The organism is Streptomyces sp. NBC_00247, assembly GCF_036188265.1.
In the GTDB taxonomy this organism is placed as follows: domain Bacteria; phylum Actinomycetota; class Actinomycetes; order Streptomycetales; family Streptomycetaceae; genus Streptomyces.
Genome location: NZ_CP108093.1, coordinates 72,637 through 97,850 on the forward strand (window position 1 = coordinate 72,637; position 25,214 = coordinate 97,850).

At 71.8% G+C, this 25,214-nt stretch carries 13 protein-coding genes; 2 read left to right on the forward strand and 11 right to left on the reverse strand.

Annotated elements, in window-relative coordinates; translation table 11 throughout:
- Positions 1–6 precede the first annotated feature (6 nt).
- From OHT52_RS00320 to OHT52_RS00360, 9 genes are all read right to left on the reverse strand, one after another.
- The gene (locus OHT52_RS00320) at positions 7–720 is read right to left on the reverse strand and encodes a nucleotidyltransferase family protein (RefSeq protein ID WP_328718033.1); all 714 of its coding nucleotides are present in this window, start codon (positions 718–720) and stop codon (positions 7–9) included.
- A gap of 54 nt (positions 721–774) precedes the next feature.
- On the reverse strand, positions 775–1,776 hold the full coding sequence (locus OHT52_RS00325) for a GDP-mannose 4,6-dehydratase (RefSeq protein WP_328718034.1): 1,002 nt from the start codon (positions 1,774–1,776) through the stop codon (positions 775–777).
- Positions 1,777–1,910: 134 nt separating this feature from the next.
- Positions 1,911–3,365 (reverse strand): hypothetical protein, encoded by a 1,455-nt coding sequence (locus OHT52_RS00330; protein ID WP_328718035.1) that lies wholly within the window; start codon positions 3,363–3,365, stop codon positions 1,911–1,913.
- Positions 3,362–4,957: a GT4 family glycosyltransferase PelF gene (pelF, locus tag OHT52_RS00335; RefSeq protein WP_328718036.1), complete on the reverse strand. Its 1,596-nt coding sequence runs from the start codon at positions 4,955–4,957 to the stop codon at positions 3,362–3,364. Before pelF ends, OHT52_RS00330 begins: the two co-directional genes overlap by 4 nt.
- A gap of 213 nt (positions 4,958–5,170) precedes the next feature.
- Positions 5,171–7,279, reverse strand: coding sequence for a hypothetical protein (locus tag OHT52_RS00340; RefSeq protein ID WP_328718037.1), 2,109 nt, complete (start codon positions 7,277–7,279; stop codon positions 5,171–5,173).
- Between the two features lie 865 nt (positions 7,280–8,144).
- Entirely contained in the window at positions 8,145–8,666 is a 522-nt protein-coding gene (locus OHT52_RS00345; RefSeq protein WP_328718038.1) for a protease inhibitor I42 family protein, read from the reverse strand.
- Between the two features lie 172 nt (positions 8,667–8,838).
- Positions 8,839–9,276 (reverse strand): RbsD/FucU domain-containing protein, encoded by a 438-nt coding sequence (locus tag OHT52_RS00350; RefSeq protein ID WP_328718039.1) that lies wholly within the window; start codon positions 9,274–9,276, stop codon positions 8,839–8,841.
- A 1,016-nt stretch (positions 9,277–10,292) separates the two neighbouring features.
- Positions 10,293–10,793 carry a hypothetical protein gene (locus OHT52_RS00355; RefSeq protein WP_328718040.1) on the reverse strand — a complete coding sequence of 167 codons (501 nt, stop codon included), beginning with the start codon at positions 10,791–10,793 and terminating at the stop codon, positions 10,293–10,295.
- Positions 10,739–11,074 (reverse strand): hypothetical protein, encoded by a 336-nt coding sequence (locus OHT52_RS00360; protein WP_328718041.1) that lies wholly within the window; start codon positions 11,072–11,074, stop codon positions 10,739–10,741. Before OHT52_RS00360 ends, OHT52_RS00355 begins: the two co-directional genes overlap by 55 nt.
- Positions 11,075–12,132: 1,058 nt before the next feature.
- On the opposite strand from OHT52_RS00360, the gene OHT52_RS00365 reads away from it, so the two are divergent.
- Entirely contained in the window at positions 12,133–12,471 is a 339-nt protein-coding gene (locus tag OHT52_RS00365; RefSeq protein ID WP_328718042.1) for a helix-turn-helix domain-containing protein, read from the forward strand.
- Between the two features lie 276 nt (positions 12,472–12,747).
- Positions 12,748–13,650 (forward strand): RNA polymerase sigma factor SigF, encoded by a 903-nt coding sequence (locus tag OHT52_RS00370; protein WP_443046438.1) that lies wholly within the window; start codon positions 12,748–12,750, stop codon positions 13,648–13,650.
- A gap of 112 nt (positions 13,651–13,762) precedes the next feature.
- Here OHT52_RS00370 and OHT52_RS00375 read toward each other — a convergent pair whose 3' ends face one another.
- Positions 13,763–16,447 carry a right-handed parallel beta-helix repeat-containing protein gene (locus tag OHT52_RS00375; protein WP_328718044.1) on the reverse strand — a complete coding sequence of 895 codons (2,685 nt, stop codon included), beginning with the start codon at positions 16,445–16,447 and terminating at the stop codon, positions 13,763–13,765.
- Positions 16,444–25,074 carry a hypothetical protein gene (locus tag OHT52_RS00380; RefSeq protein ID WP_328718045.1) on the reverse strand — a complete coding sequence of 2,877 codons (8,631 nt, stop codon included), beginning with the start codon at positions 25,072–25,074 and terminating at the stop codon, positions 16,444–16,446. Before OHT52_RS00380 ends, OHT52_RS00375 begins: the two co-directional genes overlap by 4 nt.
- Between the last annotated feature and the right edge of the window lie 140 nt (positions 25,075–25,214).

Consider the following 25,214-nt stretch of genomic DNA (forward strand, 5'->3'; position numbering starts at 1 on the left):
GGGGGGTCAGGCTCCCTTGAGCAGAAGCTGCTTGCGGCTGGTGAACTCGGCGTTGGCCCGGTCGTAGTCGTCGGGGCGGCCGATGTCCAGCCAGTATCCGTCGAACTCGTAGGCGTGCGGCGGGTTCCCGGCCTTCAGCAGGTCGAGGACGAGCTCGTCGAAGCCCAGCGGCAGGCCGGCGGTGTAGTTGTCGAGCGTCGACCGGGACAGGCCGTACACGCCCATCGAGACCCGGTAGTCCATGCTGGGCTTCTCGGTGAAGGCGACGACCCTGCTGTCGTCCGTGGTGAGCACACCGAAGTCGATGTGCACCTTGCGGGCGTAGGTGGCGATGGTCAGCGGGGCGTCGGCGGAACGGTGGGTGGCGAGCACCTCCCCGAAGTCCAGGTCGGTCAGGACGTCGCCGTTCATCACCAGGAACGTCTCGGGAAGCCGGTCGCGCATGGTGAGCAGCGGGCCCATGGTGCCCAGCGGGCTCTCCTCGGTCGCGTAGTCGATCCGCAGTCCCCACTGGGAGCCGTCGCCGACGTAGGCGCGGATGATCTCGCCGAGATGGCCGATGGCCAGCGTGCAGGAGGTGAATCCGGAGTTGGCGAGCTGGCGCAGCACGATCTCCAGGATCGTGTGCTGGTCGCCTATGGGTACCAGTGGCTTGGGCAGGGCGGTCGTGTAGGGCCGCAGCCGGACGCCCTTGCCACCGGCCAGGATGACGACATGCATGGTGTTCCCCCTCGTTGTCGGACGCAGGGCGTCGACGTTGGACGTGACAGCGGGTCAGATGTTGTAGATGCCGGTCTTGTAGCGGGCGAGGTTGGCCGGTTCGCGGAAGAACTCGACGGTCTGCGCGAGCCCTTCCTCCAGGGTGTGCGCGGGCGTCCAGCCGGTGGCTCCGGTGAGCCGGCTCGCGTCGGCGACCAGGCGCATCACCTCGGAGTTGGCCGGCCGGATGCGGGCGGTGTCCTCGCGGACGTCGAGCGGGGCGTCCATCACCTTGCCGATCAGGCCGACCAGGTCGCCGACGGAGATCTCCCCGCCGGTACCGGCGTTCAGGGTGCGGCCGACGACCTTCTCCGCGGGCGCCGTGCCCACCGCGAGGAACGCCTGCGCGGTGTCCTTGACGAAGGTGAAGTCGCGGGTGGGGCGCAGGTCGCCGAGCGTGATGGTGGTCTCACCGGCGGCGACCTGGCCGATCACGGTGGGGATGACCGCGCGCATCGACTGGCGCGGGCCGAAGGTGTTGAACGGGCGCAGCGTCACCACGGGAGTGTCGAAGCTCGCGTGGTAGCTGTCCGCGAGCCGGTCGCCGCCCGCCTTCGAGGCGGCGTACGGGGACTGGGTGTTGATCGGGTGGTCTTCGCTGATCGGCACGGTCTGCGCGGTTCCGTACGTCTCGCTGGTGGAGGTGTGCACCAGCCGGGGCGTGCCGAGGGCGCGGACCGCCTCCAGCACGTTGAGCGTGCCGGTGACGTTGGTGTCCACGTAGCTGTGCGGCGCCTGGTAGGAGTACGGGATCGCGATCAGCGCCGCGAGGTGGAAGGCGAGGTCGGCGCCTTCCAGGAGGCCGCGCACCGAACCGGGGTCGCGGACGTCGCCGAGGACGATCTCGACCTGGTCGAGCACGTCGGCGGAGAGTGTCTCCAGCCAGCCGAAGGAGGAGAAGGAGTTGTACTGGGCCATGGCCCTCACCCGGTACCCCCGGGCGACCAGGGCCTCGGTGAGGTGGGAGCCGATGAATCCTTCGGCTCCGGTGACGGCGGCGAGCGGTGCGGAGGTCAACGGAATGGTCCTTCCGGGGCAGCGGGTCGGGGTGCGGGTCGGGGCGGTGGCCGGCGGAGGAGCGTGCGGTACGGCGGCGGATGTGTCGATGCCGGACCGGGGCCCGGGCCGGGCGGCGGTGGGGTGGTGAGCCGTCAGGCGTGGGGCGACGGGCGGCCGAGCATGCGCAGCGCGCACACGATCAGCAGGAGCGCGGCGGCGCAACAGCTCAGCGGCAGGATCGCCGTGCCGGGCGGCAGTTCGAGGCGGTTGACGAGCGCCGAGGTGCCGGCCGCGAGGAGGCAGATCGTCGCGGCGGGCCAGGCCGCGCCGAACGCCTGGAGCAGCAGGGCGGTCCACAGCGTGGCCGCGAGGGTGAGCAGGGTGGCCGGGTCCGCGTGGCTGAGGAGCGCGGCAGGGAAGAGCGGGCCCAGGTAGATGAGCAGGCACAGGGCGAGTACGCCGGTGGAGCGCAGCAGGAACCCGGCGGGCGTGGCCGTGGCGCGCAGCGCCGCGACCGACATGCCCCGGTAGCGGTACAGCAGCCACTCCGCCGGCCCCATGCTCAGCGTCAGCACGATCACCGCGTAGGCGTTGACCTTGCCTTCCAGCAGCACCAGTGTGCCTGCCGCGAGCCCGAACAGGCCGTACGGCAGCGACCACACCAGCTTCGGACGGCGCCCGGCGGCGGGCGGTGTGCGCAGGCAGGCGCCCAGGGCCACCGCGCAGACCACCAGGGTGGCCAGCAGCGCCAGCAGCGGCAGCCCCGCGCGCAGTTCCTTCCCCGGCTCCCACCAGGGCAGTACGGCCGCACCGCCGATCAGCGGGCTCAGCGCGGCCAGTAGCAGCCGCTCCCGGCCCAGCACCAGCAGCGCGCCGGCCGCGGCGAGGTACACCGACTGTGCCGCCGCCACGGCCGTCACCGGGCCGAAGCCGTCCGGAACGCCGGCCGCGGCCGTGGCCAGCGCGGCCCCCAGCGGTGCGCCGAGCAGGAGGGTGCGGCCCGCTTCCCGGCGGCCGACCGCCATCCGCAGATGCGCCCGGTGGCCCAGTGCCTGTCCCCAGGCCCAGGAGAACAGGCCGGCGACGACCAGGGCCCGGGTGTGCCCGCCGGCGTCCCACAGGGGCGCGGTCAGCAGGAACGCCAGACCGGGCAGCGCGAACAGCGCGCCGCGCAGCAGACACCGCAGGGTGTCGGGCCGCCACGGGTCGGCCGGCAGCGCCGGCTCCGGGAACGTGCGGGGCACCCGCTCGTACAGCGCGGTCGCCAGCGAGAACAGGTTGGGGTGGCCGTAGCGCTCCTGGATCAGCGAGGCGGTCAGGCCCTCGGACTCCAGCAGGGCCGCGACCTCGTAGGGGTGGACCGCGGGCCCGACCCGGTCCGCGAGGTCGGCTGCCAGCATGCTGACAGCCTCCTCGTCGGGGTGGAAGCGAGGGATCCGCAGGGCCATGGTGTGGTCCGCCGCCACGCGCCGGGCGATCCGGCGGGTGTCGAGGAGGACCGTGTGATCGTCCGACACCTTGCGGACGCTCCGGCGGGTGTCGGCCAGTCGGATGGCCAGCGTCTCCTGCTCGGGGCCACCGGGTTCGAGGGATATCGGCCCGCTCATCCGGCCATGCTCCTCGGTCCGGCGGAAACGGACGAGCGGGTGCCCGTCGCGGTACGGCGGTGGGCGCCCCCCGCGCCCTTCGGCCGGGGCGCGGCCTCGGCCGGTACGGCGGTCCCGTCGGCGCCCCGCGGGTCGGCCTGGTGACGCGGGCCGAGAGCCGGCAGTTCCAGGTAGATCGCGCGGAAGGTGTCGACGGTCTGCCGCAGGGTGAACTGTTCGACGACCCGCAGTCGGGCCGCCTCCCCCATCGTGCGGCGTCGGCCGGCGTCGCCGAGCAGTTCCAGCGCGGCGGCGGCCATCGCGCCCGGGTCGCGCGGCGGCACCACGAGTCCGGTGTCGCCGACCGCCTCCCGTACTCCGCCCACGTCCGTGGAGACGGTCGCCCGCCCGCAGGACATGGCCTCGATCAGGGTGAACGGGAACCCCTCGCTGATGCTGGAGAGCATGACGACGTTCCCGGCCGCGTAGGCGTCCTTGATGTCGTCGACGCGGCCCTCGAACACCACCGCGTCACCGTGGCCGAGTTCGGCGGCCAGCGCCTCGCACCGTTCCCGGTACGCCTCGCCGCCACGCGGGGTGCCGCCGAACATCCGCAGGCGGGCGTCCGGCATCTTCTCGCGGACCAGCGCGAACGCCCGGATCAGCGTCTCCAGGTCCTTGATCGGGTCGACCCGCCCGGCCCAGCTCAGCGTCGGCCGCAGCGGTTCCGGTCCGGCCATCGGGAACGCGGCCGGGTCGACCCCGTTGTAGACGGTGCGGATGGACTCGGGGGCTGCGCCACCCTCCTCCTCCCACAGCCGGTTGTACCGGTTGCCGGGGGTGACCAGGGAGGCCTGCCGGTAGGTCTCCTCGGCGAGCAGCCGGAAGAAGCCCAGTACGACCGCCTTGACCGGCCAGCGGTAGGGGGCGGTGCGGTAGCCGAGGTAGCGCTCGCGCAGATAGACGCCGTGTTCGGTCAGCAGCAGCGGGACTCCGTGCCGTTCGAGGGCGGCGAGGCCGGGCAGGACCGCCACTCCGCCGCTGACCGCGTGGGCCACCCCGTGCGCGGGGGGCTCGGCGGACAGCGGGCGCAGCGCGTGTTCCAGGAGCGACACGGCGGTCAGGGCGTCGTGCAGGCTGGGTCCGGACTCGCGGATGGCGAGTCCGGGCCGGTTCCACACCGACGTCAGGACGCCGATGGCGGTGTCGCCGCGCAGGAACGGGCTGAGCATGCCCGCGGACGCGGCCCGCGCCATGGTGTAGAGGGCGGGCGCGAAGCCGCTTTCGGCGGACGGGTCGACGAGCGCGGTCAGGAACCGCTCCCACGCCTCGCCGAGCCGGGCGCGGGCGCGCCCGCGCGGGGCCCGCCCCTCCGGCGGGTCGCCCCACATCGGGACGGAGGTGACCCGCGACACCTGGGCGGGCAGGTCCCACACCGCCGGTTCGCGTCCGGTGCCGGTGACGGCTATGACGTCGAAGTCGATGTCGGGCATGCCTTGGACGAGTTGGTCGCACCAGACACTGACGCCGCCGTGACTGTGCGGATAGGTACCTTCGGTGAGCAGGGTGACATGCGTCGCGCCGGTTCGGCGCCCGCCCTGTTGAACGTGCATCGCTGGGGCTCCACGGCCGAGGTGTGGGGTGGGTTCGAGCCGGTCCTGGCCGACGGGCTCGGCCAGGACCGGTGGCGGGTTGCGCCGGTCGGTGTGCGGGGGACGTGCGCGACCAAGGACGTGTTTCGCACGTGGATGAGTGCGGACGTTCCGACAGTGCGGCGAGGTGCCGTGACCGTCGTCGCGCACCCGCCAGGAATCGCGGGACAGCCCTTAGTCGGTGAGACCCGCGGGAATCCTGGTCCCGGGCGCGGTGGAGGTGGTTTCCACCGAGTCGGCCGAGGCGGGTGTTCCGGTCAGCGAGACGGCCGGGGCGGGCAGGGTCAGGGCGAGTGCCGAGCCCGTGGAGGCCGTCCAGCCGGACCGTTCGCCGGCGTAGGCCGTCCCGTACTCGGAGCCGCCGAGGGTGGTGCCGGCCGGCACGGTCGCGGTGACCTGGGTGCCCGCGGGCGCCTGGACGGTCACGTCGGAGCCGATGCGGTACGCGGTCACCGTGCCTGCGGAGAGGGCGCTCTTCCAGGCGGCGCGGCGCTGGAGTTCGGCGCCGATGTCCTTCTGCCGCAGGTTCACGACCGGGGCGGTATCGGCGTAGAGCGCCCGGTACTGGGAGATCACGGAGGTCAGGACGGGGTAGAGCAAACGGTCCTCGGCCAGGTTGGACTGGTGCACGTAGTGCGGCCGGGGGTCGTTGCCCAGGACGTGGCCGAGGGCTTGGCGGCTCTCCAACGGCACGATGTAGTCGTCGAATCCGGTGGTGGTGGACAGCGGAGCGGCGAGGCAGGTGGTGGTGGCGGGGTTGTCGTCGCAGATGCCGCTGCCTCCCTGGGCCCGGCTGCCGTAGATGTAGTTGTACTCGTCGACCTCGTCGGCCTTCGTGCCCGCGTTGTAGTAGATGTTCACCGGGTAGCGGGGCACGGTGAGCGCGGAGCCGACCTGGCGCTGCTGCGGATCGCGGGAGTTGTCGGACCCGGCCCACTGGATGCCGTTGGCGGTGAAGGCCGAGGCGAGGTTCGGGTTGTCGACGGGCTGCTGCGGGGTGACGAAGAACCCGGAGTGCTCACCGGTGATCAGCTCGGTGGTGTCGATGGGCAGGCCGTTCGCCTGCCCCCAGGCGGCGTTGGTCGAGATCTCGCTGGAGATCTGCGCCTGGGAGACCCACTGGGTGGATCCGTCCGTGTTGGTCGCGCACACCCAGGGGACGACGGTGGTGTTCTGCACACAGCCGAGGAACTCGTGCGAGTAGGTGTGGTTGACCCACCGGAAGTCGTCCTTGTCGGCGACCAGGGAGGTGAGCAGTGGATCCGAGCCGTCGTTTTCTTCCTTGAAGTCCTCGCTGCCGAGGGCGTTGTAGGCGAGGTCGAGGGTGAAGTCGTTGGTTTCCTGCCAGGACGTGGCGTAGGCCACGTCCGCGGAGGTCATGCGGATCGTCGACCCGGTGGCACCGGGGTCCGTGCAGTCGACGTCGCCGGGCGTGCAGTCGTACGTGCTGTTCCAGCGGTCGTCGGCGGCGAAGATGTCGTCGACGTGGACCGCGAGGTAGTTGCGGGACGCCCCGAGGTGGATGCCGTCCGTCATCCAGTCGACGATGCCGCGGGCGAGCAGCTTGAACTGCTGCTGGTACTGGTTGTAGACGAATCCGACGACCAGTTCGCGCCGTCCGTCGTGCCGGTACTCGCCCACGAGGGAGGCCCGGCCGGTCGTACCGGGCACGGGGGCGTCCACGTACGTGGTGAAGTCGGCGCCCACGAGGGGTACCGCCAGGTAGCCGTAACTCTCGCTCACCGAGGCGTCGTTGTCCTCGAAGGGGACCGCTCCGTCGAGATAGCCGAACGGTCCTGCCCTGCCCGCGTCGGTCACCCCCGCGGTGATCCCGTCGAGGCTCCCGGCGTAGCCGCCGTAGACGTAGTACTGCAGACCGGCCTCGGGGCGCGCGTAGGTGTAGGCGTCGACCTGGGGGATCGCGTAGGTCTGCTCGTAGGCGGCCAGAGCGGCCATCTCCGGACCCGTGGCGAACGGGTTGTCGTTGGGCAGTACGACCGCCTGGAACTTGGCCCTGGGACGGCCGTCCACCGTGTCCGAGAGGAACGAGGCGTCGATGGTCGGCCTGGACGCGGAGTTCAGGTCGACCTCGGTGTAGGGGATTCCCTCGCCGTCGAGTTCGGCCTCCACGGCTCTGGTCGCCGGTCCCCCGTCGGTGACCACGAGTACCCTCAGGTCTATTCGGGGCGTGGCCGTGTCGGCCTGAGCCACTCCGGCCGGCAGGCCGAGCGCGGCTATGAGCGCACAGGCCGTGAGCGCGGCCGTGCGGATGGTCCGCTTCATGCGGTTGTTCCCCTCCCCGGGCAGGGGTGGGTACGGCTCCAGGCATACCTGTGGAGCAGACGCACCCCCTGGTGCGACGCCGGCGCCCCCTCAGAAGCCGGTCGTCACGCATCTGTCGCACCAATAGTGATGGCCCTGTGTAGCTTTCATGGTCATCCTGCGAAACCTGGCGGAAAAACGCAGGGGCCCAATTGTTCGCGATCAGCCCTTTCCGGCCCTTCGGCGACGGACCGGAAGGCCCTGCCCGCCATGCGAAGAATGCGCTGTCTCCCGTGCGCCGCCCGGACCAACAGCCATACGGACGAGGCCAGTCCGCCTTCGGCCACCGACCGGGGCGGCTGCCGGGGTCCTGGATCCCGCACCAACCGTTTTCAGACAGTGGGAAAATTCTCCCCCATGGTCGGAGGTGGCGCCTCCGCATCCTGCGAGCGTCCTTCGGGAGAACGGAACCGTGCGTCCGAGCGGCGCACTCCCCGCGCGGGGCGGACAAGAGCGGACGGGCCGACGAGCCGACGGCCGAGGGAGTCGACGGCACGCTTCGGCAACTTCGGGGCGACAGCGCGAGTGGGGGCCCGGCGCGCCCGGAGCGGGCGGCGCCCAGGACACCCCGGAAGGACTGCTCCGGTCGCCTCCGCGCGGTCCCGCGCGCGTACCTCTCCGCCGCGGCACGGCGGAAGCCACCCTCCTCCGCGACGACGGGGAGCCTCGGCCGGAGCGGCCCTCCGCCGCGGTCGCACGACGGAGTCCAAGGGCAACGACAGCCGCAGCCACGCCCGCTGGGCCGTCGCGGCCACGCCGTACACGGGCGTACGCCGGTTCGCCACCCTCGCCCCGGACGACTGGTCCGGCGCGGTTCAGCCGCGGTTCAGCCGACGGTGACGACGTAGGTGACGCGCTCGCCAACCGGGGAGGGAGAGGGGGACGCGGTCGCGGGGGGTGTGATCGCCGCAGGCGGCAGCGTGGCGGTGTTGCCCCGGCACGTGGCGAACGTGCAGTGCAGCAGCGTGAACCGGGTGGTCCCCTTGCCCTTGGCCTCGAAGGTGAAGGTGAGCCGGCCGCCCGAACCGGCCTCCGGCCCGTCGCCGGAGGCCGACGCGTACTCCTGGCCGCGGCTGACCAGCACCGAGCTGTCGGGGGCAGGGCCGACCAGGTACCAGTACTCGCGGATGGACGAGTTCTGGTCGACGGTGAGCGTGAATCGCTCGCCCGGCACGGCGGTGATGTCGGTGTCGTCGACCGGGCGGCTCGCGGTACTCGCGGAGGCACCGGCCGGTTCGCCGGCACCGGAGTCGCACCCCGTGGCCAGTACGAGGAGCGCTGCCACCGCGATCACCGCACCGGTCCCGTTGCCGCGGAGGATGGACGCCGTACGCGTGGAGGAGATCACAGTCAAAAGCCCTGCCGTGTGGCCGTCGATGAGGTCGTCCTGGCCGACTCCGAGGGGCCGAGCCCCAGGAGTCGTGCACCAGAAGCCCGTCAGCCTACCGAGCGACGGCAGTCACCGCGCGGGCGCCCTGTGCCGTCCGCCGTGCGGCCGTCCGCACGGCGGACGGCACGGGTCATCGCGCGGCCAGGGTCCCCTCCGCGCGGACGCCGATGGTCAGCAGCAGGTTGGCGTACGTGCGGGTGTCCGCGGTGACGACCGCCAGGGCCACGTCCGGGGAACGGGCCGCGTCGTAGAACGCGAACCGGTCGAGCGACTCCACCGGCACCGCGCCGAGCCGGGCGCGGTAGTCGGCGATGGCAGCCGGCTCGGGTTCCCCCTTCGGCGGCACCATCACCTGGGCCGATTCGACGGCAACGGTCCGCAACAGCACGTCGAGCACCGGAGGTACGTCGAGGAGGCCGGGCGTGACGTTGAGGTGCACGATTCGAGCGCGCGGCCCGACGGCCGTGCTCGCCGGGTAGTGCCCGTCGGTGAGCAGCACGCGGGCACCGTGTCCGGCGCCGGCCAGGGCTTCCAGCATGCCGGGGTGCAGCAGTTCGGTCAGAAGCACGGGTTCCTCCAGGACGGGAACAGGGGTGGGTTGATGGAGAACGAGGGGGTGTCGGCGAGGGTCGCGGCGACCTCCGCCGGAGAGCGGCCACCGGACGCGACTTGCCGTGGCGGCCCCGACGGGCCGGCCTGCCGTCGCCCGGTGCGCGAAGCCGGAACCCGTCCCCGACCCTCGCCGCCAAGCTGCCGGTGCCGCCGACCCGGCGGCTGACCGGTAAGGGCACAAAGTGGCCGACGGCGGCGGCCGCGCAGGCGGTTCGGAGCATCATGCGGGTGTCCTCGCGCTCGTCCCGGAGCGGGAGAGTTCCTGGGCCAAGGCCGGGTGAGGCCACAACAGAGATGGGATGTATGTAAAGCCATGGGCGAAATTTTGTCCACTTGCCCCGGAGTGCACCATCGCTTCGTAGGACAACAGAGGAACCTACCTTCGAATTCATATGGAGATTCCATATTCATCCCATCAATTGCACCAGTACGTCATCTCGGCATCCACCGACCGCGCGGGCCGACGCGCGTCGTACCCACCGCCATGTGGCGTGATCCGGTCGGCACACCGCACGCGATCCGTCGTCCTCCTGGCGCCGCGCGCAACGTCCAAACCGACCATGCCCACGCGGTGCGCCCTCCTCCGACGACGCCCGAAGCCCTTCCCGAAGCGCACCGACCGGCCCGCCGGGCCGCAGCGGAGGCGGAAGCCGCATGACAGGGACGGTGGTGCGCTGCACCTCGCGCCAGTCCCCGGGGTGTTGCGGCGCCCCAGTCCGGGGCAGACGGCGGCCGGTACCGGGCAGCCGCTCCTCGGATGGCTCAGCGGACGCCCCCGGCCCGAGGTACACCCAAGTCCGGGACGGCCGGACAGCGTGGGGACAGTCGTCGTCCGGCCAGCGGACACTCCACCTCGCCGGCCCCTGTCACGGCCGCTCCCGCGCGGCGCGGGGCCGGGCAGGAGCAGGAGCAGCCGACCCGGCGGGGGGTCACGGCCGGTCCGGCCCGGTGGTCGTACGGGGGCGGTGCCGGTCAGCCGCGCGGCTGACGGAGGTAGTCGTAGTAGTGCTCGTCGCCCACCAGGACCGACGTGACGTACGCGGGCAGCCCGTCGGCGTCCCGTTCGACCTCCTGCGAGGTGTGCCGGGTGAAACCGAGCGACACTCCGGGGATCACCGGGTACTCGGGGCGCGAGGTGTCGACCGTCCAGCCCCGTCCGGCGGCGTGCCGGAAGAGCTCCGCGGCGGGGGTGGTGAACACCTCGTCCTTCTCCAGCAGGACGCGCGTGCCGGAGATGCGGCCCTCACCGGGCCACCACAGCTCGACGGCCGTGACGCGGGTTCCGTCGCCTTCGAGCAGTGCCTGTACGCCGACGTGGTCGAGGGTCCACGAGACCTTCGCCGAGTTCCTGCCGGGGCGCCGCAGCACCCGGGGCTCGCCCCAGGCCTCGGGCGCGGCGGCGAGTACCTCGGCGCGCGTCATGCCCAGCAGGATCGGCGCGACTCCGCGCGGCGGGTCGAGTACCAGATCCATGGCCCGTCCTCAGCCCTTCGGCGTCTGCGCCTCGTCGTTCCAGCCCGTCGTTTCGGGAAGCCGCAGTCTATCGTCCACCCCTTGACCTGAAGCATGGCCTGGAACTCCCTGTTGTGCCGCGGGCTGTCGGCCATGTCCTTGACGTGGGTGTCGTACTTGTCTCCGTAGAGCGCGCGGATCTCGTCGATGTCCATCTTCATGACCTGGCCCCCACGGCCGGCATCGATGAACTGCCGTTGGCTCTCGCGCCATTGGTCGCTCTCCTTGCGGGAGCCCGTCATCGAAGGATCGAGGGGCCCATGCCCGCGGCGCCGCCGTTCTCTCGCTGGTGCGGAAGCCGGCCGCGTCGAGATGCGCGTAGGACGCCTTCGCCGGGGTGTGGTTGATCTCCTGGTCGACGGAGCTGACGCGCCGGCCGTGCTCGTCCAGCGGGTTCGCCGGTTTCATCCCGCTGTACCAGCCGCCGCCGCCCACGCCGGCACGGGCGTCCACCAGCGGCCTGGACAGCCCGACCCCGCCCGCTTCACCGAGATGAGGGGCCGGCGGCACCCATCACTGTTCGACTCCGAATACCTCATCATCGAACGGGCGAAAATCTGTCATGGCGAGAGTAGACATTGGGCGGTGGTGTGGTTATGGTTTCTCTCGTAGCCCAGAGAGAAAGCAAGAACCGGCAGACACGAACTGCCGGGAACAGCACATGTAGTTGCAGTGCGCAGGACGGTGCGGTGGTGGAGTCGCGAAGCCAGAGCAGTGCAGGACGGCGACGTGGCTGACGACCGGACCGGGTGGCCCGCAGTGATCAGGGGCCGCCACGAGCAGGACCGCGGTTCCCGCAAAGGGCGGGGCGCTACTCAGCAGCGAAGTGGAGTGAGCGGTACCTCGGTGAAGGCGTCGGCTGCGGACGCGCGCACCGGGTAGTTCGGCAGTGGGGTTCCAAGCCGGAGCAGACGCAGGACGGGCGACGGGTCCGGCTGCCGAAGAGTGGTGCTGTCACAGGCCACAGAGCAGTTCGCATCACCAGCAGTACACATAAAGGCAGTACCAGCAGTTCCCAGTCCCCACTGGTAGGTAGTTGATCACCGAGGGAAGAACGGAGGAGCCGAGCGCCATCAGGATCGCCCGGACGCGACAACAGGGTCCGGGTACCGCAGGACATCGACAGTGAGGTGGTCTCCGGTCAAGCAACCGCGATCCCCGCACTCCCGACACCGTTCAGGTCGGGACGGCGGACACAGAAGGCCGGCGCAGGACCAGGGCCGGCAGATGGTGTAGTTCCTTCGGGGCCCTGGTGCCACAGGCACCAGGGCCCCTCCACGCGCTCCAGGAAGAGGTGCGAATGACCGCAGACGACTCGTACGACCGTCTCGACGACGACGACTACCCCGCCTACACCATGGGCCGGGCCGCCGACATGCTCGGCACCACCCAGAGCTTCCTCCGCGCCCTCGGCGAAGCCCGCCTCATCACCCCACTGCGCTCCGCCGGCGGACACCGCCGCTACTCCCGCTACCAGCTGCGCATCGCCGCCCGCGCCCGCGAACTCGTCGACCACGGCACGCCCATCGAGGCAGCCTGCCGCATCATCATCCTCGAAGACCAGCTCGAGGAAGCACAGCGCATCAACGCCGAACACCGGCGCACCCACACCACCGTCGGCCCGGCCGGCGCCGGCTGATCTGCTGCGGGCAGCCGTGCACCAGCGGGCGCCGGGCCTGCGCGGGCCGGTGGTGGTCTCCACCGCTGGGCGCCCGCGGACGGAAGATCGGCCGGCTGCGCGTGTGAACTTGGGGGTCGGGGCCGCGCACGCAGGTGGTGACACACGGTCCCTTCGGCTCACGCCCGGCGAGATCGATGACGGCACATCAGAAGTTTGTCGGAAGAAGCAGGAATGGCCTCCGGGCAGCGGGGCACAGGACCGCGCGAAGAAGTGCACGAGAAGGAGGGTGACACCATGACGGCTGTGTCGGCGCGAACCGCCGCGGAACGCGATGTGCTCACGGAGCCGTGCGGCATGACTGGTGTGGGCACACGGTCCGCGGTGGAGGATCTGCCGTGGGTCGAGGATGCCGGGAAGATCGCTCCCCAGGATGCGCGGTCCCTGTCGAAGGCGTTCTTCGACCGCCTCCGGACGCTGGAGGAAGGCACCCCCACCTACCAGTACGCGCGCAACACGCTCATCGAGATGAACCTCTCCCTCGTCCGCTACGCCGCGCAGCGCTTCCGCAACCGGGCCGGTGACGATACCGAGGACATCATCCAGGTCGGCACGATCGGCCTGATCAAGGCCATCGACCGCTTCGACCTGTCACGCGAAGTCGAGTTCACCACCTTCGCGATCCCCTACATCGTGGGCGAGATCAAGCGGTTCTTCCGCGACACCAGCTGGTCCGTCCATGTGCCCCGGCGCCTGCAGGAGCTGCGGGTCGAGCTCGCCAAGGCCAAGGAGACGCTCTCCGTCAGGCTCGACCGGGACCCGACGGTCAAGGAGCTCGCCGCCCACCTCGACCTGAGCGAGGAAGAGGTCGTCGAGGGGCTCGTGGCCGCCAACGGGTACTCGGCCGGCTCGCTCGACGTACCGTCCTCCGGCGACGACGACGGGCGCCAGCAGCGCGGCCATGCCGAGGTGCTCGGCGACTGGGACACGGCGATGGAGACCTTCGAGAACCTCCACGACCTGGCCCCGCAGCTGGAGCGGCTCGACGAACGGGAGCGTCTCATCGTCCGGATGCGCTTCGGTGCCGAGATGACGCAGGCCCAGATCGGCGCGGAACTCGGCATCTCCCAGATGCACGTCTCCCGGCTGCTGAACCGCATCCTGCGCAAGCTCCGCGAAGGCATGAGCGTCGTGGCCTGACCCCGCACCCCTCTCCCTCAACGGCCCCCGGGTCCGCGCAATCCAACCGGGGGCCGTTGCGCCGCGCGGCCGGTGCCGGGAGACGGACCACGAGCGACTCCGCGTTCCGCCCTCAGGAGGCCGGGGGGACCGGCGGGACCAGTTCCGGCATGTCCTGTTCGTCGAGGACCACCAGCTGGGCCTCGACCGGGGAGGTCAGCTCGGTGATCCGCATGGCCTGCCGCTCGGTCATGGCCTGGAAGACCTGGCGGGCGGTGCGGCCGTTGCCGAAGCGGGCGTCGCGCGGCACGGCGTCGAAGTACCGGCCGAGCGCTCCGCGGACACCGTCGCTCAGCTCGTAGCGGTGGCGCTGCGCGTGGTGCTCGACGATGCGGACCAGCTCGGTGGAGCTGTAGTCGGCGAAGACCAGGCTGCGGGTGAAGCGGGAGGCGAGCCCCGGGTTGGAGGAGACGAAGCGCTCCATGTCGCCGGGGTAGCCGGCGGCGATGACGACGACCTCGTCGCGGTGGTCCTCCATCAGCTTGACCAGGGTGGCCACCGCCTCCAGGCCGAAGTCGTTGGTGACCCCGGCCGGGACCAGCGCGTACGCCTCGTCGATGAAGAGGACGCCGCCGCGGGCCCGGTTGAAGGACTCGGTGGTCTTCGGGCCGGTGTGACCCACGTACTCGCCGACCAGGGCGCTGCGGTCGACCTCCACCAGGTGCCCGCGCTCCAGCAGGCCGAGGGCCTTCAGCAGCCTGCCGTAGAGGCGGGCCACGGTGGTCTTGCCGGTGCCGGGGTTCCCCGCGAAGACCAGGTGGCGGCTGAGCGGCGGCGCCGGGAGCCCGGCCTGCTGGCGCAGCCGCACCGTCTGCATCAGCTTGACCATGCCGCCGACGTTCTGTTTGACCCCGTCGAGCCCGACCAGCTCGTCCAGTTCGGCGAGCAACTCCTCCAGGGTCTCCGGCTCCGGTTCGGGCTCGCCGAGTTCGGAGAGGTCGGACAGGGAGGCGAAGCCACCGCCGGCCGCCGCGGTGCCCCCCGGGGCGGTACGGGCGCCGCCCGCGGGGCCCGTACCCCGCGCGGCTCCGTCCGGGGCGGCGGGCTTCCTGGGCAGGGGGCCGGGCGCGGCGGTGACTCCCGGCAGGAGCGGGTTCTTGACCCGGATCGAGACGCAGTCCTCGAAGACGGGGGCGGCCTCGTCGGCCAGGGCGACGTCCTGACCGCAGTCGAGGACCCGGCAGCCGGTGAACCGGGGGGCGGCGTTCGCGCCGATGTGCAGAGCGGGAAAGTTTCCGCCGGTCAGGTCGCAGTACGCGAAAGTGCCGCCCGCGCCGGGCCCGAACAGGATGCCGTTCTTCGCGGCCCGGTCGATCCGCAGGCCGCTCACCGCCGGCTCGGCGCCGGTCGAGACGACCATCCCGCTGCCGCCGGGGGCCTCGATGGTGCACCCCTCCATGGCCAGCCGGGCTCCGGCGGCGAGGACCACACCGGCGCTGCCGGTCGATCCGATCCGTACGCCCTCCAGGGTGGTACGGGCGCGCGGTCCGAGTTCCACGCCCGCCTTGCTCGGGCCGCTCACGGTGGTGCCCCGTACCGATGCCTCGGCGGTGGAACGCAGCCGCAGCCCGGTCTCGCCCCGCTCGATGCGGCCGCCGGTGAGCGTGAGGCGGGCCCGGCCGTCGGTGTGCACCCCGGCCACGGCCGCGTCCGAGAGCGTGGTGTCGGCCAGTTCGGCGTGGGCGTCGTCGGTGACGGTCAGCCCGTGCTCCCCGCTGACGCCGATCCGGCAGCCGCTCAGGGAGGCCCGGGCCAGCTCGGAGACGCGTACGGCGGCCGCTCCACTGCGCGCGATCAGGATGTCCACGGCCAGGGCCACGGCCTCGCCGGTCACCAGGATGCCGTGGCCGGCCGAGTCCAGGAGCCAGCAGCCGTGGACGGTGAGCTGGGCCGATCCCCCCACGGCCAGCGCGTCGGTCCCGGACCCGGAGAGACGGCAGTCGGCCAGGCCCACGGTGGCCGAGCCACCGGCCTGGACGGCGGCCCGGGCGGGGCCGATGATCCGGCAGTCCTCCAGGAGGCCCTCGGCCTCGTCCTCGATGAGCAGGCCGTGGCGGCCGGGGCCGCTGAGGCGGGTGTCGCGCAGCAGCACCCGGGAGGAGCCGCGGGCGCGCAGCGAGGAGCCGGCGGTAGCGCTGACGCGCAGCCGCTCGGCGAGCAGCACGGCGCTGCCGCCGAGGGCCACTCCGAGCCCGTCGACGGTGTCGATGGCGGTGTCCACCAGCCGGGCCCGAGCGTCGCCTTCGAGGTGGACAGCGGCGTGCCGGGCGTCGTGCAGCCGGCCGCCGCGCACCAGCAGTACCCCGCCGCCGACCGGGTCGCGCAGCGCCCGGGCCAGGGTGTCGGCGAAGGTGAGGGCGGAGTTCGCGGCGGCCCAGGTGCCGTCCCGGGAGCCGAGCACGTCGATCCGGCCCCTGCCGAGGTCGCACTCGGCGAGGGTCAGCCCGGCGGCGTCGGCGACCCGCACGGCGGGCTCGGCGGGATCGCTGCCGCGCAGTTCGAGCCCGTGCACCTCGCAACCGGGGGCGGTGACGTCGAGCACGGGCCCGCCGGGGGAGCGCAGGTGGACGGTCCCAAAGCCGTACTCCGGCTCCAGCAGCACCCGGCGCTCCAGGCGCAGGGACTCGGTGTAGACGCCGGGGGCGATGGTGATCACGGCCCCGGCGGGGGCGGCGGCGAGGGCGGAGGCGATGGTGCGGTGACCGCCCCACCCCTTGGCCGCCACGCGCAGCGGTGGGGTGCCGGTGGTGGTCGTCATGTGCCTGCTCCTTGCGGGAGGTTGTCGACGTTGGGGCGACCGCCCTGCGTGCCGCCGTCCGTGTACCAGCTCGGGTGGAACCAGCCGCGGACCGCGCTGCCCATGAAGAAGGCGGAGAAGGACTTGTCGATGAGCTTTCCGAGGGCCGGCGCCACATAGATGTCGACCATGCCGGCGCGGTGGTACCAGCGGCCGGCCAGGTTGAGGTGGATCATGCTGCGGGCAGCGCCGACGGTGAGCCCGCCGAGGGTGCCGCCGACCGAGCTCATCAGCCCGGCGATGGCGGCGTCCGCCTTGGACAGGTGGATCAGCTCACCGCTCGCGGTCTTCACCCCGAAGACCGAGGCGGAGGCGGCACCGGAGGCGAATCCGCCGAGAACGCCGGTGGCGATGCCGACTCCGAAGTCGTAGGTGCCGCCGCGCCAGCGGGTGACCTTGTCGTGGCCCGCCCATTCGCCGCCCCAGTCGTCGTCGCTGGGGTGGCGCTGGTAGGCGTAGCCGTAGTCGACGTGGCCCCAGCCGTTCTTCCACGGGGTGCCGCGGCCGGCCGCGTGGTGCAGACCGGAGACGAAGCTCTTGACGACGGAGCCCATCATGGCGCCGAAGGCGGCCTTGGCGAGGTCGGTCGCGGTGAACTTCGCCCCGGTGACCAGGGCGACGATGCCGAAGACGGTGAGGCTGAGGGCGAAGTCGACGATGAACTCGTGTCCCGCGTCGAGGGCGATCTGTTGCATCGCCTTGGTGAGGTAGGGCCGGTAGACGGACTCGCCGCCGACGCTGGCGCCGAACTCCCAGCGGTTGGCGTCCTTCCACATGCGGTTGTAGCCGCGGTACTGGTTGGCCCAGTCGATGAAGTTGGATTCCCGGCCGACCAGTTTCAGTTGGCCGAAGGCGTTGGTCTCATAGATCCATCCGGAGATGGACCGTTCGGCGAGGAGGTTGGTGCCGCCCGGCCCGTAGAGGCGCCAGTGTTTCTGCCAGCTCTCGCTCTCCAGGAAGTTCCCGTCGAGCAGTTCCTTCTTCTGGCGGACGACCGTGCCGCCGTCGAACTCCTTCCACGCGTGGGCGTTGAAGGTGTCGCCCGGGTTCGCGACGTACTCGCGGACGCGGAAGGGGGCGTCGCCGAAGGTGTTCTGGAAGGCGCCGGCGCTGGGCCTGGCGGGGATCTCCTGGATCTTCGTGTTGCCGAGGCTCGTGACGTGTTCGGACCAGCGGGCGCCCTCCGCCCAGCCGGGGAGGGCGTTGCCCTGCGCGTCGAACCAGTGGCGGACCTGGTCGCCGGCGCCGGTGCCGAAGACCTGGATGTTGCCGTGTGCGTCGATCTTGTTCCAGTGCCAGACCTCGTTGCCGGCGGCGTCGCGGCTGACGCGCCAGGAGTCGACGGTGGTGCCGTCGGCGAGGAGGCGGTGGTCGCGGATCATGCGTCCGTCGGCGCCGAGGTCCTGGTACGACTCGCGGTCCCAGCCGTAGCGGTTGATGTCCCGGCCGTGGGCGGTGAGGCGGACGCCGCTGATGTGCGGGTTGTTGGAGTCCACCCAGGTCATCCTGCCGGTGGCCGGGCCGTGTGCGGTGATCCGCAGGTCGGGGCTGCCCTGGACGCCTGGCCAGGTGTCGGAGCGGCCTACGACGAAGCCGTGGTGGTCGTAGCGTGTCCAGTCGCCGTGGTTCATGTGGAAGTTCTGCCGGAAGGCTGCGCCGCCGTCGCCCGCCGCGGCGCCGGTGCGGACCGCCGGGATCGGCCGGTACTCGATCACCGTGCCGTCGTTCAGGCCGGTGCGCGCGATCTGCCACTGCTTGGCTGCGTTGGGGCTGAACCAGTCGCCGTCACCCAGGTTCGTGGTGAACCGGTCGTGCCAGATGACCTGGTTGACGTGGACACCGCCCCCGGGCGGGGCCTGGAAGTCGGCGGGGTTGAAGGTGCGGTGCCCCTGCAGCTTGCCCACCCCCTCCGACCAGGGCAGGTACTGGGCGGGGATGTTCACCGGAGCGCCCGCGGGGTCGTCGGGCACCTTGACGTTGCCGACGGTCAGGTCGTTGCCGTGGAACAGCTTGCGGGTCTCGCGTACGAGTTGCCCGGTGCTGGAGATGTCGGTGATGGCGGCGTTCTGGGTGAGCAGCCGGATGCCGTGGGCGCCGACGGCCCCGCCGGGCGTGGGCCGGACCCGCCATTCGTTGAGCTGCGGCAGGTTGTCGGCCTTCAGCCAGGGGAACGGGCCGAGGTCCGTCGTGCGGTACTCGCTGCTGATGAGGTAGCGGAACCAGTTCGGCGGGCGCTGTTCGGCCACCCTCCGGACCTCCAGGAGGCCGCCGTTGTTCTCCAGTTGCCTGAGGCTGTCGATCTCCTTGCCGGGTGCGGAGAGCGACACCGAGGTGGTCTTGGGCGCCCCGTCGGCGCCCATCTCCCGCTGGAAGAGCCTGCGTACGTCGTGGGGGTCGGTCTGGAAGCGGCCGAACTTCTCGTGGACGACGAAGCTCTGGCCGGTGAGCGGGTGGTCCATCGTGTCGGTGAAGCCGCGGCCGAGGCCCGGCCCGTAGGCGCGGGCGCCCTGGGCGATCATCTTGAAGTCGGCGTCGAAGCGGAACCAGGTGCCGCTGCCCGTGCTCTGGTGGAACACGTTGCGGTCGAGGGTGCCCAGGACGTGCCCGCCGTCGGGGAGTTGCTGGAAGTGCAGGACCCGGTCGACCCCGCTGGTGCCGGTGGAGTCCCACCAGCTGCGGCCGCTCTCGCCCCAGTGCCGGTCGCCGTTGCGCACGAGCGTGCCCTGGGGGTCGATCTCGTGCCATTCGCCGCGCTGGTTGCCCAACGAGAAGGTGGAGACCTCGGCGCTGGCGCTGGACTGGAAGGAGTGGAGGGTGTTGCCGCCGGGCAGCGGCCGCGACTCGAAGATGGTGACTCCGGAGTGGGTGGTGAGGTGGACCCGGCCCTGCGGAATGCCCGTGGCGGTGATCAGGCCGTGTCCGAACCACCTGCCGCCCGCACCGGGGAGCGGAACGCCCGCGCCGTCGGTACGGATCAGCTTCCAGGTGCCGGCCGGGTTCCCGCCTGCGCCGCCGGTGGCGACGTGGTAGAGCTCCAGGTGGTTGTTGGCCTTGATCCGCCCCTTGGTGACGATGTTGATCCGCTGGAGGGTGAGCGTGCCGTCGGCGGCGTACTCCGTGAACTCCCGGAGCCGGAGGTTGCCCGGCGGGTCGACGCGCCAGCCGCCGGCCGCCGTGGGGGCGACCGTGTGGCCCGGCACGACGGTGAGGTGGCCGTCGAGGACCCGCGGACCGCCCGGGGTGATGTCGACGAACCGGGACAGGCTCGCGTCGGTGAGCTTCACGGCGTCGCCGAGCGGGACGACGGTGAAGGCGGTGCCGCCCGTCGGGGTGACGGTGAGGGTGTTGGGGGCGCCGCCCGCGGCCGGGACGGCCCGGAAGTCCAGCCGCCCGCCCGCGTTGTACAGGGAGAACTCGCCGGTCGCTTTCTCGACCCGGAACCCGCCGCCCGGCCGGACGGTGACCACGGACCCGTCGACCACGTTCTCGTGCTGGTCCAGGAAGCGGATACCGCCCGCCCCGTACACCCGTACGGTCTCCGGCAGGTGGGCGCCTGCCGCGTCGACGAGGCGGAAGAGGCTGAACCGGAAGGCCCCGTCGGTGGCGTCGTGGACGCGGATCGTCCCGGCGCCGTTGACCTGGAGGCCGCCGTCCGGGCGGACGGTGACGGTGTCCGCCAGGTCGGCGCCGGTACCGTCCTTGACCTGCGGGTGCGGGCCCGCGCCGCCGGGCGCCGCGGGGTGGAAGACGTACTGCCCGGTGCCGCCCGCGGTGCCCGGGGCCCGGAGTTCGACGGCGGTGTGGGTGTGGGCGCCCCGGGGGTCGACCACCAGATGCGCGCTGCCCTGGTAGAGGCGGAAGCCGCCGCCTGCCGTGCCCGGCTGCGGGGTGGCCCGCAGGCCGGGGGCGGCGCTGAGGTCGGCGCGTACGACGGTGACGGTCCCGGCCGCGTCGGTCCGGACGAAGTGGCCGTCGAGTGCCGTGCCGCCGCTGACGGGGACGTCGGTGCGGAGATGGGCGCCGGTCGCGGGGTCGAACACGTTCACGGTGCCGTGGCCGTCGGTGAGGCGGAACTCGCCGCCGGTCCGCTGGACGGTGACGGTGGTGTCGACGGCCCCGTTGCCGGTCCGCGGGTGCCCGACGGGCACGTTCGGGGTGGCGACCGGAGTGAAGACGTACTGGCCGGCCCCCGGGCCCTGGAGGGTGACGGTGTCGTGGGTGTGGGCACCGGTGGGGCTGACGGTGATGTGCTGGTTGTTGTGGGTGACGCGGAAGTCTCCGCCCACCTGTGGGTGGACCTGGGCGCCGGGGACGGGTGTGCCGTCGCCCCGTGTCAGCAGGGAGCCGCCCGGGTTGGCCGGGTCGGCCCGCAGGAAGGTGCCGCCGGGCGGGGCGACGGTCAGCCCGCCCACGGCGAGGGCCTGGTGCGCGTAGGCGCCGTTGGGGGTGTGGACGGAGAACTGGTTGCCGCCCAGGGCCACGTGGTAGGTGCCGTCCACCCACGCCACCGGGGCGCCGGGGGCGCCGCTCCGGTCGTGCAGCCGCGCGAGGGGCGTGTGGGGGGTGCCGGGAGGGCTGAACACGAACTGGCCGGCGGCCGGGACGCCCGGGCCCTGGAGGGAGACCGCGCTGTGGGTGTGCACACCGGCCGGGCTGACGACGAGGTGCTGCCCGTTCTGGTCGATCCGGAAGCCCAGCGCGCCGTTGACCCCCTGCGGGTGCACGGTGGCCCCGGCGACGCCCGTACCGTCCGGGTGGACGAGCGAGGGCAGCCCGCCGGCGCTGTCCGGGAGGCGGACGAAGGCCGGGCCCGCTCCCCCGGCCAGGGTGACGGCCGGGACCGGCAGGGCGTGGTGGGAGAAGGTGCCGTCGGCCCGGTGGACGCTGAGGTGCGGGACGGCAGCGGCGCCGGGGGCCGGTGTGGGCCGTACGTGGAACACGCCGCCCCCGTGGGCGGGGACGGTGACCGTGCCGAGCGGGGTCACCCCGTCGGCGCCCGTGAGCCGGAGCGGCACTGCGGCTCCGCCGCCGGGCGGGGTGTGCGGGGTGAGCACGTGCAGGGGGGTGGGGGCGCCGTGGGCGTCGACCAGGGTGAGGCCGGTGTGGGTCTGCAGGCCGGTGGTGGGGTCGTAGAGGTGGAAGCCGTGGGCGGAGGGGATGTTGAGGGAGGTCGGGCCGATCCGGATGGGCCGCCCGCCGGTGGCCCGCACGGCGCCGGTGCTGTCCAGGTGGCGGACGGTGGGGACGCCGGCGGCGAGGTCGACGCTGATGACGCCGCCGCCCAGGGCGCCGTCGTTGAGCGGGAAGACCCGTTCGTCGGCGACGAGCCGGTTGCCGGTCAGGTCGGCGGTGAACTCCCAGCGGCGGATCTCGGCGCCCGCGGTGACGGTCTGCTCGACGCGGACGATGTCGACGCCGCCGGGGCCGCTCCCGGCGAGGTGCTGGACGGTGACCGGCACACCCCCGGCCACCGGATGGGCGTGCGTGATCTGGCCGGTGACATCGGTCCGGATGGTGACGTTGGTGCCCGTCAGGCCCGGTAGCGGCACCACGTGCACGACGGGGGTGGGCAGCGGCACCGTGCGGCCGGCGCCCCCGAGGCCCCCGGCCCCCGAGGAGCCGGCGACGGTGTCCGGCCGGAAGGTCTCCAACTCGATGTCCTCGCCGGTGACGTGGGCGGGGGTGATGGTCCGGCTGTCCAGCAGCTGGTGGTCATTGGCCGCGCTCAGCTCGAAGTCGAGGCGCTGGATCGTCCCGTCCAGCTGGGTGTGCTCGACGCGCAGCACGTCCTGGCCGTTCACGGGAACGTGGGTGGCGGTCACCGACCCCGGTGTGCCGGCCGGGGTCGTCACGTGGACGTCCACCAGCTGCCCGGCCGTGCCGGGGGTGACCTGGACCTGGACACCGGCGGGCATCTGAGGGAGGTGGGTGAAGGTGTGATGGAAATCGTAGGTGATGTGCGGGGCCATGAAGACGGTGAGGGGTTCGCGGTTCATCGCCGCGATCAGGCCGGCGAAGAACTGACTGCTCGGCGGGGTCAGTGCCGAGCTGTTGAGCAGGGGAGCGGTGTTCGGCGTGGTGATCGGCGAGCCGTTGCCGGGCAGTACGGTCGGGACGTCCACCAGCCTGCCGTTGATGCCCGGGGCGGAGAGGGCGCCGGGAGCCAGGTGCGCGGTGGGCGGCGGTACGGAGAGTGCCAGGTCGTTCTGGCCGAGCCCCGGCAGCTGGACGGCCCCGGTGTGGCTGGTGGGCAGGTCCGTGTCGATCGGGCCGGTGTGCGTGTCCGGGGCGTCCACGTGTCCCATGGTCAGGTTCACGTTCGGCAGGTCGGTGTGGCCCAGGACCGTGCCGGTGCCGGGCAGCTCGATCTGGCCGAGGTGGGTGTCGGCGTGCGGGACGGCGGCATCGCCGAGGGCGGGGCTCAGGTTCGGGGAGGCGAAGCCGCCGGCCGGCGCGGTGTTGATCTGCGTCGCGGAGAAGTGGGGCGTGCTCAGGCCGAGCGACGCCACGTTCACGCTGCCGAGCTGGATCTGCCCCATGGGGCCACCCGTGCTGCCCACCGACGGAAGGTCCACGACCTGCGCGTGGACCGATGGCATGTCGGTGCGGATGAGGCCGAGGTGGCCCGCACCGGCCGTGCCCAGGGAGGGCACGTTGATGTGTCCGAGCGCGGGCAGCGAGGGGGCGTTCACGGTGACCTGGCCGAGCCCGGCGAGGTTGCCGTCGACGGACGGGGTGCCCAGCGTCATCGACGGCACGGAAGAAGGGGAGAAGCCGAGTTGAGGGATGTTGACCTGGCCGAGGGCGGGCATCGACTGCGGGAGGCTTTCGAGGCTCGGGAGGCCCGCGAGGTTGCCGTCGACGGACGGGGTGCCCAGCGTCATCGACGGCACGGAAGAAGGGGAGAAGCCGAGTTGGGGGATGTTGACCTGGCCGAGGGCGGGCATGGTCTGCGGGAGGTTCTCGAGGCTGGGGAGGCCCGCGAGGCCGCCGGGCAGGTCGATGCGGGTGACGGCGCCGAGGGTGGGCAGCGCCTGGTCGCCGGTCATTCCGAGGGAGGGCAGATCGGCGAGACGGGCGTCGATGGAGGGCAGGTTGATCTGGCCGAGGTTGGCGAAACCGCCCTGTTCGCCGAGGTGGATCGAGAGAGACGTCGGCATCGACAGCGAGATGCCGGGGGGCGGTGCGGCGAACCGGCCGGGCGGTACCAGGCCGCCGGGGGCAAAGAGCCCGCCGGGGCCGCCGATGTTGCCGAAGGTGCCGGGAGCGAAGTGGAAGTCGCCGGCCTTGACCAGGCCCATGCCTGCGCCGTTGCCGGCGTCGAAGAAGTTGGAGACGCCCGCTCCGACCCCGGAGGCCTTGCTGCCCGCGCCGATGAAGGAACCGTTGACGAACGCCCCGTACCTGTACATGCCGAAGACACCGCGGTCGATGAAGCCGATCTTGAAGGCCAGAAAGAGGCCCTGGCCCATCTCGTCGGCGGCCACCGGCAGGAAGAGCCGTAGTCCCTTGACACCGGAGAGGCCGTTGGCGATCGCTCCGGCGCCCATTTTGATGCCGTTCAGGCCGACGATCACGCTGTGCAGCCCGAAGAAGCCCTTGGCGCCGATGGTGTTGATGACCCCGAGCTGCACGCCGAGCGGGAAGAACTGGAATCCCTTGCCGGAGCCGCCGCCCAGGAGGGTGACGCCCTCCAGCCCCTTGATCTTGTTGAACTTGATCGCGTCGCCCAGACCGCCCTTGAGCCAGGAACTCGTGGCACTGAACGTGTCGTCGATGCCCAGGCCCAGCCGCCCGAAGAGACCGAGGGAGTTCGGGCCGCCCAGGACCAGGTTCTTGGTGCCCTTGATGCCCTGTGCGCCGAATCCCTTGATGGATTTCCACGCCTGGCCCACGTTCAGGCCCTTGGTGGTCGGCGCGAGCACTCCCACGATCGACAGCAGCAGTTCGGTCAGGCCGGCGTCACCGCGGGAGAAGTCGATCGCCGTCTTGATCATGATGGCGAGGTTCAGACCGAATGCCAGCAGGGCGATCGGGCCGCCGACGAGGATCGCGGGAATGATCAGGATGATCGCGATCCAGGTCAGGGCCTTCCACAGGTCCTCGCACTCGTCCACCGGCGAGGAGATCGATTCCGCGGCTGTCGCGATCGCGGTGGCCGCGGTGTCGGCCGCGGTCTCCATGGTGTCCCCGGCCGACTTCGCCGTCGCCTTGTGGGCTTCGCGGCCCTCGGTGTCGTCCTCCGGCAGGGCCGCCGCCGCGGTCAGCGCGTCGTCGGCGACCCGCTGTTGGGCGCGCATCACTCCGACGTAGGTGAGCAGGGCGGTGCGGACGTCTTCGTGGGCGGTCTTGAAGGTGGTGACGAAGCCCCGGATCCGGCCGTCGATCTTGCCGCGCAGCGCGTCGGCGGTCTTGCCCTTGAAGGCCTCGGACGCCTTGTTGGAGACCTCCGCCAGCCCGCTGTCGATGGTCCGTGCCAGCTCGATCAGCGTGTACTGGGAGACGATGACCCGGTCGAGCTCGTCGGGATCACCCGGAGTCGGGTCTTCGGACAGTCCCAGCGCACTCCAGTCAGTGGGACGGGCCATGCCCGGCCACCCCCTCCGTCGTCCGGCGTCGTGTCCTCATCCCGACCACGCACGGGCCACCCGTCAGGTTCAAGGCTGCCGCCGTCCAATCCTCGGCCCGGTTGAACCGAAGTGGGGTCCGGAGCGTGGTCGAAGCAAGG

Bases quoted from the DNA above. Each gene is read 5' to 3' on its own strand.
- OHT52_RS00320 (WP_328718033.1), bottom strand. From the start codon at position 720: ATGCATGTCGTCATCCTGGCCGGTGGCAAGGGCGTCCGGCTGCGGCCC.
- OHT52_RS00330 (WP_328718035.1), bottom strand. From the start codon at position 3,365: ATGAGCGGGCCGATATCCCTCGAACCCGGTGGCCCCGAGCAGGAGACG.
- pelF (WP_328718036.1), bottom strand. From the start codon at position 4,957: ATGCACGTTCAACAGGGCGGGCGCCGAACCGGCGCGACGCATGTCACC.
- OHT52_RS00340 (WP_328718037.1), bottom strand. From the start codon at position 7,279: ATGAAGCGGACCATCCGCACGGCCGCGCTCACGGCCTGTGCGCTCATA.
- OHT52_RS00355 (WP_328718040.1), bottom strand. From the start codon at position 10,793: ATGGATCTGGTACTCGACCCGCCGCGCGGAGTCGCGCCGATCCTGCTG.
- OHT52_RS00360 (WP_328718041.1), bottom strand. From the start codon at position 11,074: ATGACGGGCTCCCGCAAGGAGAGCGACCAATGGCGCGAGAGCCAACGG.
- OHT52_RS00365 (WP_328718042.1), top strand. From the start codon at position 12,133: ATGACCGCAGACGACTCGTACGACCGTCTCGACGACGACGACTACCCC.
- OHT52_RS00370 (WP_443046438.1), top strand. From the start codon at position 12,748: ATGACGGCTGTGTCGGCGCGAACCGCCGCGGAACGCGATGTGCTCACG.
- OHT52_RS00375 (WP_328718044.1), bottom strand. From the start codon at position 16,447: ATGACGACCACCACCGGCACCCCACCGCTGCGCGTGGCGGCCAAGGGG.
- OHT52_RS00380 (WP_328718045.1), bottom strand. From the start codon at position 25,074: ATGGCCCGTCCCACTGACTGGAGTGCGCTGGGACTGTCCGAAGACCCG.